Here is a 12,242-nt window from a genome sequence, read left to right as displayed (position 1 = left end):
AGGAATATGCCTTCATAGTTTGGTGATGATGGCAGAGAGGTCACACCCGTTCCCATACCGAACACGGAAGTTAAGCTCTCTAGCGCCGATGGTAGTTGGGACCTTGTCCCTGTGAGAGTAGGACGTCGCCAAGCAACTTTAAGACGAGTCAGAATGACTCGTCTTTTTTGTGTTTTATAACTTCTTTTCAAAGCTAAATATTTTGAAGTGCTTCTCGCTTTTCAAAAAGGTTTTTGAGTACGTAGCTATATAAGTTTTATTCAATTTCTTTCGTGATTCTTTATATGTAATTTAAGATTTTCTATTTTATTTCTTAAAGATAGGATTCATCAGTGTGTTAAAATAGTACAGTTGTTTTTGATGTACTTTAATATAAGAAGATTTAAGTTAGAAAAGGAGATAATATGAAAAAGATAAGTATAATTACTATAGTAGTCTTAGTCCTGCTAGTAATCGTGTATATGTTAGTTGGGAATTATTTTTATAACTACGCGTTAAATGCGAAACAAGAAAAAGAATTTTTGCAAGATAATCCTCATTTAGTAGAAACGGTAAATGCGTCGGGAGATGTATTGGCTGCAAATGAAGAAAAGAATGCAAACTTCGTATCGAAGTATAAACCTAACACATTAACTATACGTTCTTTCGATAAATTAAATTTAAAAGGTTATGAATATATGAATGAACCATCCAGTCATAAATGGGCAATTGTAGTTCATGGATACAATGGTAGAGCATCAGAAATGACGAAATATGTTCGTAACTTTTATGAACAAGGCTATAATGTCATAGCACCAGACCTTCGTGGACACGGAAATAGTGAAGGGGATTATGTTGGTATGGGTTGGCATGATCGTAAAGATGTTTTGATTTGGATTCAACAAATCTTGAAGAAAGACCCTAATGCTGAAATAGCTCTATTTGGTGTTTCAATGGGCGGGGCAACTGTAATGATGACTTCAGGAGAAGATTTACCTTCTAATGTTAAAGTTATTATTGAAGATTGTGGATACTCAACTGTTATTGATGAATTTACTTATCAACTAAAAGATTTATTCCATTTACCGAAGTTTCCTGTTATGAATGCGGCAAATATGGTTACTAAATTAAGAGCTGGTTACGATTTAGAAGAGGCTTCAGCTGTAAAACAAGTAGCGAAAAGTAAAACACCTATGCTGTTCATTCATGGGGATGCTGATACATTCGTTCCTTTTGAAATGTTAGATGAAGTATATAATGCTGCAAAAGTAGAAAAAGAGAAATTAATTGTTCCAGGTGCTGGACATGGAGAAGCGGAGAAAGTAGATTCGAATAAATATTGGAATACTGTATGGAAGTTCGTAGGGAAGTATATTCCGGCATAATTAAAGTTGTTGCATATATATAGACGATAATCGGAGGGATAATAGTTAATCCTTTTGATTATCGTTTTTTTTGTTAATTAGGTATTCTGCTATAAGTGTGTTTTTGTATGTACTATATGAAGGAGATAGAGCAAAAACTTTTGAATTCCTTAATCTCAGTGCTACAATGATTGAAAACTAAATGTTAATGAGGTGTTTTTTATGAAAATTGAAGTATGGTCGGATTTTGTATGTCCATTTTGCTATATTGGGAAACGTAGATTAGAGATTGCTTTAGAACAATTTCCACATAAGAAGGATGTTGAAGTTGAGTTTAAAAGTTTTGAATTAGACCAAAATGCTCCAATCTATTCTGGAACAAGTATTAATGAAGTACTTGCATCAAAGTATGGAATTAGTATTGAAGAAGCTAAGCGTAATAACGTACAGTTAGGAAATCATGCAGCTAGTATGGGTTTAAGTTTTAATTTTGATGAGATGAAGCCGACTAATACTTTTGATGCGCATCGTCTTGCTAAGTTTGCAAAGAATCAAGGGAAAGAAAAAGAGATTACAGAAAATTTACTTTTTGCATATTTCACTGAATCGAAAAATTTAAGCGATGTGGATACACTTGCTACTATCGCTGAAGCTTCAGGTTTAGATAAGCAAGAATCTTTAAATGTTATTAATGATAAAAATGCGTATGCAAATGATGTTAGAATTGATGAAGCGATTGCTCAGCAATATCAAATTTCGGGAGTGCCTTATTTTATTATTAATCAAAAGTATGCTATTTCAGGTGCACAACCACTTGAAACTTTTGTTGGTGCACTTCAGCAAGTGTGGGAAGAAGAGAATCCTGCACCTAAGTTGCAAGAACTTTCTTCAGAGGGTGGAAGCGATCTTTCTTGTACTGATGGAAGTTGTTCGGTGCCGTCGAAAGAACAATAGTTTTTATGGTAGAAGAGCACCCCATAGATTGTTCTGTGGGATGCTTGTATATAACTTATAGAAGAAATACGTAAATGAAATCTATAAAATATAAAGTTTTTTAAAAAACGTATTGACGATTATACTTTAGAGGTGTAATATAGAACAAGTCGCCGATGACAATAACGTCGTAAGCGACAAACGAAATGAAAAACTTAGTTGACATTGAAAGATGAAAATGTTAACATAAGGAAGTCGCAAATGAGCGGCCAAGTAGTTCTTTGAAAACTGAACGAAACAAACAACGTGAAACGTCAATTTTTATTTTAGATGCTAGACAAACTAACTTTATTGGAGAGTTTGATCCTGGCTCAGGATGAACGCTGGCGGCGTGCCTAATACATGCAAGTCGAGCGAATGGATTAAGAGCTTGCTCTTATGAAGTTAGCGGCGGACGGGTGAGTAACACGTGGGTAACCTGCCCATAAGACTGGGATAACTCCGGGAAACCGGGGCTAATACCGGATAACATTTTGAACCGCATGGTTCGAAATTGAAAGGCGGCTTCGGCTGTCACTTATGGATGGACCCGCGTCGCATTAGCTAGTTGGTGAGGTAACGGCTCACCAAGGCAACGATGCGTAGCCGACCTGAGAGGGTGATCGGCCACACTGGGACTGAGACACGGCCCAGACTCCTACGGGAGGCAGCAGTAGGGAATCTTCCGCAATGGACGAAAGTCTGACGGAGCAACGCCGCGTGAGTGATGAAGGCTTTCGGGTCGTAAAACTCTGTTGTTAGGGAAGAACAAGTGCTAGTTGAATAAGCTGGCACCTTGACGGTACCTAACCAGAAAGCCACGGCTAACTACGTGCCAGCAGCCGCGGTAATACGTAGGTGGCAAGCGTTATCCGGAATTATTGGGCGTAAAGCGCGCGCAGGTGGTTTCTTAAGTCTGATGTGAAAGCCCACGGCTCAACCGTGGAGGGTCATTGGAAACTGGGAGACTTGAGTGCAGAAGAGGAAAGTGGAATTCCATGTGTAGCGGTGAAATGCGTAGAGATATGGAGGAACACCAGTGGCGAAGGCGACTTTCTGGTCTGTAACTGACACTGAGGCGCGAAAGCGTGGGAGCAAACAGGATTAGATACCCTGGTAGTCCACGCCGTAAACGATGAGTGCTAAGTGTTAGAGGGTTTCCGCCCTTTAGTGCTGAAGTTAACGCATTAAGCACTCCGCCTGGGAGTACGGCCGCAAGGCTGAAACTCAAAGGAATTGACGGGGGCCCGCACAAGCGGTGGAGCATGTGGTTTAATTCGAAGCAACGCGAAGAACCTTACCAGGTCTTGACATCCTCTGAAAACCCTAGAGATAGGGCTTCTCCTTCGGGAGCAGAGTGACAGGTGGTGCATGGTTGTCGTCAGCTCGTGTCGTGAGATGTTGGGTTAAGTCCCGCAACGAGCGCAACCCTTGATCTTAGTTGCCATCATTAAGTTGGGCACTCTAAGGTGACTGCCGGTGACAAACCGGAGGAAGGTGGGGATGACGTCAAATCATCATGCCCCTTATGACCTGGGCTACACACGTGCTACAATGGACGGTACAAAGAGCTGCAAGACCGCGAGGTGGAGCTAATCTCATAAAACCGTTCTCAGTTCGGATTGTAGGCTGCAACTCGCCTACATGAAGCTGGAATCGCTAGTAATCGCGGATCAGCATGCCGCGGTGAATACGTTCCCGGCCTTGTACACACCGCCCGTCACACCACGAGAGTTTGTAACACCCGAAGTCGGTGGGGTAACCTTTTTGGAGCCAGCCGCCTAAGGTGGGACAGATGATTGGGGTGAAGTCGTAACAAGGTAGCCGTATCGGAAGGTGCGGCTGGATCACCTCCTTTCTATGGAGAATTGATGAACGCTGTTCATCAATAAAGTTTCCGTGTTTCGTTTTGTTCAGTTTTGAGAGAACTATCTCTCATATATAAATGTATGTTCTTTGAAAACTAGATAACAGTGTAGCTCATATTTTTTAATTTTAGTTTGGTTAAGTTAGAAAGGGCGCACGGTGGATGCCTTGACACTAGGAGTCGATGAAGGACGGGACTAACGCCGATATGCTTCGGGGAGCTGTAAGTAAGCTTTGATCCGAAGATTTCCGAATGGAAACCCACCATACGTAATGGTATGGTATCCTTATCTGAATACATAGGGTAAGGAAGACAGACCCAGGGAACTGAAACATCTAAGTACCTGGAGGAAGAGAAAGCAAATGCGATTTCCTGAGTAGCGGCGAGCGAAACGGAACATAGCCCAAACCAAGAGGCTTGCCTCTTGGGGTTGTAGGACATTCTATACGGAGTTACAAAGGAACGAGGTAGACGAAGCGACCTGGAAAGGTCCGTCGTAGAGGGTAACAACCCCGTAGTCGAAACTTCGTTCTCTCTTGAATGTATCCTGAGTACGGCGGAACACGTGAAATTCCGTCGGAATCTGGGAGGACCATCTCCCAAGGCTAAATACTCCTAGTGATCGATAGTGAACCAGTACCGTGAGGGAAAGGTGAAAAGCACCCCGGAAGGGGAGTGAAAGAGATCCTGAAACCGTGTGCCTACAAATAGTCAGAGCCCGTTAACGGGTGATGGCGTGCCTTTTGTAGAATGAACCGGCGAGTTACGATCCCGTGCGAGGTTAAGCTGAAGAGGCGGAGCCGCAGCGAAAGCGAGTCTGAATAGGGCGTTTAGTACGTGGTCGTAGACCCGAAACCAGGTGATCTACCCATGTCCAGGGTGAAGTTCAGGTAACACTGAATGGAGGCCCGAACCCACGCACGTTGAAAAGTGCGGGGATGAGGTGTGGGTAGCGGAGAAATTCCAATCGAACCTGGAGATAGCTGGTTCTCCCCGAAATAGCTTTAGGGCTAGCCTTAAGTGTAAGAGTCTTGGAGGTAGAGCACTGATTGGACTAGGGGTCCTCATCGGATTACCGAATTCAGTCAAACTCCGAATGCCAATGACTTATCCTTAGGAGTCAGACTGCGAGTGATAAGATCCGTAGTCAAAGGAAACAGCCCAGACCGCCAGCTAAGGTCCCAAAGTGTGTATTAAGTGGAAAAGGATGTGGAGTTGCTTAGACAACTAGGATGTTGGCTTAGAAGCAGCCACCATTTAAAGAGTGCGTAATAGCTCACTAGTCGAGTGACTCTGCGCCGAAAATGTACCGGGGCTAAATACACCACCGAAGCTGCGGATTGATACCAATGGTATCAGTGGTAGGGAGCGTTCTAAGGACAGTGAAGTCAGACCGGAAGGACTGGTGGAGTGCTTAGAAGTGAGAATGCCGGTATGAGTAGCGAAAGACGGGTGAGAATCCCGTCCACCGAATGCCTAAGGTTTCCTGAGGAAGGCTCGTCCGCTCAGGGTTAGTCAGGACCTAAGCCGAGGCCGACAGGCGTAGGCGATGGACAACAGGTTGATATTCCTGTACCACCTCTTTATCGTTTGAGCAATGGAGGGACGCAGAAGGATAGAAGAAGCGTGCGATTGGTTGTGCACGTCCAAGCAGTTAGGCTGATAAGTAGGCAAATCCGCTTATCGTAAAGGCTGAGCTGTGATGGGGAAGCTCCTTATGGAGCGAAGTCTTTGATTCCCCGCTGCCAAGAAAAGCTTCTAGCGAGATAAAAGGTGCCTGTACCGCAAACCGACACAGGTAGGCGAGGAGAGAATCCTAAGGTGTGCGAGAGAACTCTGGTTAAGGAACTCGGCAAAATGACCCCGTAACTTCGGGAGAAGGGGTGCTTTCTTAACGGAAAGCCGCAGTGAATAGGCCCAAGCGACTGTTTAGCAAAAACACAGCTCTCTGCAAAGCCGTAAGGCGAAGTATAGGGGGTGACACCTGCCCGGTGCTGGAAGGTTAAGGAGAGGGGTTAGCGTAAGCGAAGCTCTGAACTGAAGCCCCAGTAAACGGCGGCCGTAACTATAACGGTCCTAAGGTAGCGAAATTCCTTGTCGGGTAAGTTCCGACCCGCACGAAAGGTGTAACGATTTGGGCACTGTCTCAACCAGAGACTCGGTGAAATTATAGTACCTGTGAAGATGCAGGTTACCCGCGACAGGACGGAAAGACCCGTGGAGCTTTACTGTAGCCTGATATTGAATTTTGGTACAGTTTGTACAGGATAGGCGGGAGCCATTGAAACCGGAGCGCTAGCTTCGGTGGAGGCGCTGGTGGGATACCGCCCTGACTGTATTGAAATTCTAACCTACGGGTCTTATCGACCCGGGAGACAGTGTCAGGTGGGCAGTTTGACTGGGGCGGTCGCCTCCTAAAGTGTAACGGAGGCGCCCAAAGGTTCCCTCAGAATGGTTGGAAATCATTCGTAGAGTGCAAAGGCATAAGGGAGCTTGACTGCGAGACCTACAAGTCGAGCAGGGACGAAAGTCGGGCTTAGTGATCCGGTGGTTCCGCATGGAAGGGCCATCGCTCAACGGATAAAAGCTACCCCGGGGATAACAGGCTTATCTCCCCCAAGAGTCCACATCGACGGGAGGTTTGGCACCTCGATGTCGGCTCATCGCATCCTGGGGCTGTAGTCGGTCCCAAGGGTTGGGCTGTTCGCCCATTAAAGCGGTACGCGAGCTGGGTTCAGAACGTCGTGAGACAGTTCGGTCCCTATCCGTCGTGGGCGTAGGAAATTTGAGAGGAGCTGTCCTTAGTACGAGAGGACCGGGATGGACGCACCGCTGGTGTACCAGTTGTTCTGCCAAGGGCATAGCTGGGTAGCTATGTGCGGAAGGGATAAGTGCTGAAAGCATCTAAGCATGAAGCCCCCCTCAAGATGAGATTTCCCATAGCGTAAGCTAGTAAGATCCCTGAAAGATGATCAGGTTGATAGGTTCGAGGTGGAAGCATGGTGACATGTGGAGCTGACGAATACTAATAGATCGAGGACTTAACCATATAATATGTAGCAAATGTTATCTAGTTTTGAAGGAATATGCCTTCATAGTTTGGTGATGATGGCAGAGAGGTCACACCCGTTCCCATACCGAACACGGAAGTTAAGCTCTCTAGCGCCGATGGTAGTTGGGACCTTGTCCCTGTGAGAGTAGGACGTCGCCAAGCAACTTTAAGACGAGTCAGAATGACTCGTCTTTTTTGTGTTTATAAAAATAAGAATGGCTGGTAAATCTCAGTTTATTAAAATTTCACTTTATTGTTCACATCAACAAGTTCAAAACGCTCACAGACGAGTAACATATCTTCAGAGAAATTAAGACCAATCTCATTTAGTTCCTTTGTAAAAAAACGAACATGGGTGTCTCTCCAGTAATTATAAGTACGATCTCCTTCGCCTTCAGCGATAGCGAATTCTTCGCTTACTTCATTCATTGGTGTTACAGTTACTTCTATTGTCTTAATAATAGCTACAGGTTCATCATTACTATTGAGTATAATACTATAATCATTAGTAGTCGGTAGCGATTCATTTTCTAATTTATAAAAAATGTGACCGGAGCATGTAGCTGTTTTAATACCGTCAATTACTAGTTGTGCAAGATAATTAGGGGCATCCCCAAATTGCCAAGCTGTAACAGATTCTGGTTTTTTGTTGTTTCCCCAATAAGTATCCCAATATGTCTGTGCTAATTGATTCATTTTTATCGTCACCTCACTCTAATTAATATTTAATCTCTTTATAATTCCTAGGAAATTTATTTATTTGTTATGCCTTTGTACTTATTTTTAATTTGTATCAGTGTTTTGCAACTTAAAAAGATACTATGTGGAGTGAATATAGTTTGTAAATATGTTCTGTACATATATGGGATCTTTAATTTTCCAATTGCATTTTATGATAAAGGACATATTTACTTAAAGAACGTTCAGATTATGAATGGTAGTTTATTATCACTATGCCATATTGAAGTGAGTAATACTAGAGTTGAAATAGATAAAAAAACCGATATTCTAAATTGAATATCAGTTTAATAATATGTGACTTATATGAATCTATAGCAATACGAAAAGCGTAAATAAGATAGCCAACAAAATACGGTAGTATGCAAAAGGTTTTAAACCTATCTTCTCTAAAAGCTTTAGAAAAGTTACTACTGCTAGCATCGCTACTATAAAAGAGGTAATGAATCCTACCGCGAACATAGGGATGTCATCGACACTTAAATACTTCCAACTTTTTAGTAAGTCTAAGCCTGTTGCCCCAATCATTACAGGAAGAGCTATTAGAAAAGAGAATTCAGATGCAGTCTTATAATTTACTTTTGCTAATAGACCTCCAGAGATAGTAGAGCCAGCTCTAGAGAAGCCAGGGTATACCGCTAAGCACTGAAATAATCCGATTGTTAAAGCTTGACGGTATGTTAAATCGTCCAGTGAATAGGCTGCTGCCTCTTTCTTTTTTACTTCTGCAAAGATCATAAGAATTGCCCCTGCTACAAGTCCAATCACAACAGTGTATGGCTGGAATAAGTATGTTTTAATAATATCATGTAGTAGCAAACCAGCAACCACTGCCGGAAATACGCCAAGAAATATATGGAACGCGTTGAATTTTTTTTCTTTCTGTATAAGAGGTTTAATATTACATAAAGAAACGAGACGTTTATGATATAAAATTGCAATAGCTAAAATTGCGCCTAGCTGAATAACAATTTCAAACGTTTTTGCTCTTTCTCCCTCAAAGCCTAATAAATGCCCGACTAATATAAGGTGGCCAGTAGAAGATATAGGTAAAAATTCAGCTAATCCTTCTACAATACCGAGTATGAAGGCAATAATGATATCGCTCATAGTTTCACTCCTATACATTAATGAATGTCTACTTTTTTAAAATAGAATAGTGTTGCAATAAATCCGGAAATTGTCGTTACTGCAATGATGATATAAGAATACTCTGGTGGATATGTCGGTTGTAATTCGTTATTTGCGATATCTAGAGTAGCGGTCCACGGAAATAAATCTTTATGCTTGGAGTTTACGAGCATAAGATTAGTCATTGTAATAATGACTGTTAATATAATGGGTGGTACATAGCTCTTCATTACAAGAGTTAGTAGCACAATAGGTGAAGACAATAGAAAGAGAAGTCCACCACATATTAAAAATTCTAGGAAAGAACCTAAAAGTAAAGAAATGTTAAAACCAGGGAAGTTCCCCAATAGCCCTAATATTAAAGTAAGTGCCCAAGCGACTAAAGTTAGCATCATAATCCAAAGAAAGAGAATGATGAATTTACTTGTAATAAAGCTAATGCGTGACACGGGGATAGTTAGTAAATTTTTCAGTGTATCTTCTGTATATTCGCGGGTAAGCAAATAAGCAACCACTACTCCATATAAGGGGAATCCTATAACTAAAGTAGTATATAAGTTAACGTCAGTAAATAATTGATCGAACCAAATAGTTGGAGTTGGCTGTTTTGTTTTTATATGTATATAAGAGGCTACTACAACTAAGAAAGGTGCGACACCAGCACCAATAATGCTAATTAAAAACATATTAGAGCGTTTTAGTTTTAAGAGTTCTGTATAGAGTAGATTAACCAATTGTTCCACCTCCAACTAGTTTTGTGAAATAATCTTCTAGTCTATCTTCACTTATCATCATTTTTAATACTTCAATATCGTTAAGAACGAACGTTCTGTTTATGTATCCTTGTTGTCCAAAATGAGAGTAAATACGAATATTTCCTTCATCATGTACTTCATAATCAAAAATTTGAAGATGATTTTCTAATAACATCACAGCTTTATCGTCATTATTCACTTGAAACTCTATGTACTTACGGTTTGCTTTGCGCAGCGTATCAAGAGAAACTTCTTCTAGTAACTTTCCTTCATGAATAATTCCGATACGATCGACTAACTGTTCTACCTCGGCTAATATGTGACTAGAAATCAGTATTGTTATATTTCTTTCTTGAGCTAAAGAATGAATAAGTTTTCGCATTTCTTTAATACCAATAGGGTCTAGTCCGTTAGTTGGTTCATCTAATATGAGTAGCTCAGGATAATGGAGAAGAGCACGCGCAATTCCTAAGCGTTGCTTCATTCCTAAAGAATACTTTCCTACTAACTTTTTTGTCTCATGCTGCAAGCCTACTATTTCTAATGCTTCTTCGATAGCATTCTTTTTGTGAACCCCAATTATTTTTGCATTAATTAATAGGTTTTCTTTTGCAGTTAAGTTTTCATAAAATCCTGGAACTTCAACTATAGAACCAATTCTGCTTAAAATATCTTTTTGATTTTGGAATAAGTTCTCTCCGAATATTTCAATCGTTCCACTTGTAGGCTTTATAAGACTAAGCAGCATGCGAATGGTTGTTGTTTTACCAGCACCGTTGCGGCCTATGAAGCCATAAATCTCCCCTTGTTGAACATTAATATTTAAATTATCTACTGACTTTTGATTGCCATATACTTTAGTAAGGTTAGTCGTTTTTATAATTGTATTTATAGGAGACACCTGCTTTCTATAAGTTCTTACTTACATCATAAAAAGGAAGGCTTAACTGCATATTAATCATTTCTTAACTATTTCTTAAAAGTATTGTGTTTTGGAATAGAAAAGCCAAAAGTAGTTCGTTTCCATGGAGTACTTTCAACCCATATATGTCCACCGTTTTTCTCAACGAGCGCTTTGGAAATAGAAAGCCCGAGACCGCTACCACCAAATGAAGAGTTTCTTGATTGTTCGCTTCGGTACATTCGCTCAAATACGTTTTGTAAATCATGTTTTGGAATACCAGGGCCTTGATCCCAAATATGAAGTTCGTATTCTGCATCAGCTTCTAGCAATTCGACTCCTATTGTTTTCCCATCCTTTCCGTAATAAATTGCATTTTTCATTAAATTACCGATAATCCGCATAATGCTTAGATGATCTGCGATGATAGGACAAGTAGACTCTGGTATGCGAATTTGCAGTTCGATGTTATGTTTTGAGAGCTCAGGTAAAAATTCAATCAAAACTTCTCTAGTAACTTCAGAAAAGTCGAGTTCTTCTTCTTTTAGTGGAAATTCATTAGCGTCTAGCTTCGCCATATTGAATATTTCATCAACTAGGTGCTTTAAGTTATTTGATTTCATATAGAGTATTTTAAGATATTCTTGTTTTTCTATTTCAGAAGCAGCAACTCCGTCTTTCAAAGCATCTATATATCCGATAATGGAGGTGAGTGGTGTTCGTATATCGTGGGAGATACTAGACAAAAGTTGTTTTCTGGATTCTTCGGATCTTTTGGCTTCAATTTGAACCTGCTCTAATTTACCTATTAGCTCGTTTATTGAAAAAACGATATTATGTAATGAGTGGTCATTGCTTGTGAATAATCTCGTTTGTAAGTTTCCTTTTAGTACACGACTTAATTTAGTATCCATTGCTTTGCGATGTTGAATGAATTGTATTCTTGAAAAGAAGAGATAAATTGTAATTAAGATAAGGATAATAAATAAAGACATTTTTATTCTTGGATCCATTTGTATGTTTAAAATCCCGCAAATGATAAGTTGTAATGAAATCAGGAAGAGGGTTTTATCAGTCTTCAAGCTTTTCACCTACAAACTTATAACCAATTCCCCATATAGTCTGAATGAATTTTGGATTGGAAGGGTCAATTTCTATTTTCTTTCTAAGTTTTCGAATATGTACCATAACGGTATTGTCATCTTCTATATAATTATCGTCCCATACATTTCGGAAGAGCTGTGTTTTTGTAAATACTTGTCCTGGGTTTGAAGTAAAGAATTTTAACAGTTCCAGTTCTTTTCCGGTTAAGCTAATTTCTTCTTTGTTTGTATGAACTGTGTATGTATTTAAATTGATAGTTAGTCCTTTAAAAGATAAAGTTGTTTTTTCTTGAGCAGTATTGTTACTTCCGAGAACTAAAAAACGCCGCATAAGAGCTTTTACTCGTGCAATTACTTCATGAATGCTGAAAGGTTTCGTA

General features: G+C 40.5%; 8 protein-coding genes and 4 rRNA genes (1 of these 12 only partly in view). 6 read left to right on the top strand and 6 right to left on the bottom strand.

Annotated elements, in window-relative coordinates; genetic code table 11:
• Positions 1-18: 18 nt before the first annotated feature.
• The 6 genes from rrf (IQ781_RS14075) to rrf (IQ781_RS14050) all read left to right on the top strand — a co-directional run bounded on the left by rrf (IQ781_RS14075) (position 19) and on the right by rrf (IQ781_RS14050) (position 7,396).
• Positions 19-134, top strand: a 5S ribosomal RNA gene (gene rrf / locus IQ781_RS14075).
• Between the two features lie 270 nt (positions 135-404).
• The gene (locus IQ781_RS14070) at positions 405-1,364 is read left to right on the top strand and encodes an alpha/beta hydrolase (protein ID WP_000723973.1); all 960 of its coding nucleotides are present in this window, start codon (positions 405-407) and stop codon (positions 1,362-1,364) included.
• A 201-nt stretch (positions 1,365-1,565) separates the two neighbouring features.
• Entirely contained in the window at positions 1,566-2,297 is a 732-nt protein-coding gene (locus tag IQ781_RS14065; protein WP_050229033.1) for a DsbA family oxidoreductase, read from the top strand.
• 327 nt (positions 2,298-2,624) lie between these two features.
• Positions 2,625-4,173 (top strand): 16S ribosomal RNA (locus IQ781_RS14060).
• A gap of 144 nt (positions 4,174-4,317) precedes the next feature.
• Positions 4,318-7,231 (top strand): 23S ribosomal RNA (locus tag IQ781_RS14055).
• Between the two features lie 49 nt (positions 7,232-7,280).
• Positions 7,281-7,396, top strand: a 5S ribosomal RNA gene (rrf, locus tag IQ781_RS14050).
• Together the 16S, 23S and 5S rRNA genes form the textbook arrangement of a ribosomal RNA operon.
• Before the next feature lie 75 nt (positions 7,397-7,471).
• Here rrf (IQ781_RS14050) and IQ781_RS14045 read toward each other — a convergent pair.
• The 6 genes from IQ781_RS14045 to IQ781_RS14020 all read right to left on the bottom strand — a co-directional run.
• Positions 7,472-7,930 carry an ASCH domain-containing protein gene (locus IQ781_RS14045; protein ID WP_016125338.1) on the bottom strand — a complete coding sequence of 153 codons (459 nt, stop codon included), beginning with the start codon at positions 7,928-7,930 and terminating at the stop codon, positions 7,472-7,474.
• 354 nt (positions 7,931-8,284) lie between these two features.
• On the bottom strand, positions 8,285-9,082 hold the full coding sequence (gene uppP / locus IQ781_RS14040) for an undecaprenyl-diphosphate phosphatase UppP (protein WP_050228951.1): 798 nt from the start codon (positions 9,080-9,082) through the stop codon (positions 8,285-8,287).
• A 17-nt stretch (positions 9,083-9,099) separates the two neighbouring features.
• The gene (locus IQ781_RS14035; RefSeq protein WP_000247711.1) at positions 9,100-9,837 is read right to left on the bottom strand and encodes an ABC transporter permease; all 738 of its coding nucleotides are present in this window, start codon (positions 9,835-9,837) and stop codon (positions 9,100-9,102) included.
• A complete protein-coding gene (locus IQ781_RS14030) occupies positions 9,830-10,759 on the bottom strand; it encodes an ABC transporter ATP-binding protein (protein WP_000074581.1) in 930 nt (309 codons plus the stop codon). Before IQ781_RS14030 ends, IQ781_RS14035 begins: the two co-directional genes overlap by 8 nt.
• Before the next feature lie 68 nt (positions 10,760-10,827).
• Complete coding sequence (locus tag IQ781_RS14025) at positions 10,828-11,841, bottom strand: sensor histidine kinase (RefSeq protein ID WP_000845329.1); 1,014 nt, start codon at positions 11,839-11,841, stop codon at positions 10,828-10,830.
• Positions 11,831-12,242 carry the 3' portion of a response regulator transcription factor gene (locus IQ781_RS14020; RefSeq protein ID WP_000651997.1) on the bottom strand. It continues 302 nt past the right edge of the window, so only the last 412 of its 714 coding nucleotides appear in the window; its start codon lies off the right edge, out of view; its stop codon occupies positions 11,831-11,833. The genes IQ781_RS14025 and IQ781_RS14020 overlap by 11 nt, the downstream gene beginning before the upstream one ends.

Origin of the sequence: Bacillus sp. N447-1 (assembly GCF_022701035.1) — a bacterium.
Classification (GTDB): Bacteria; Bacillota; Bacilli; order Bacillales; family Bacillaceae_G; genus Bacillus_A; species Bacillus_A cereus.
This window is presented reverse-complemented; position numbering and strand designations above follow the sequence as displayed.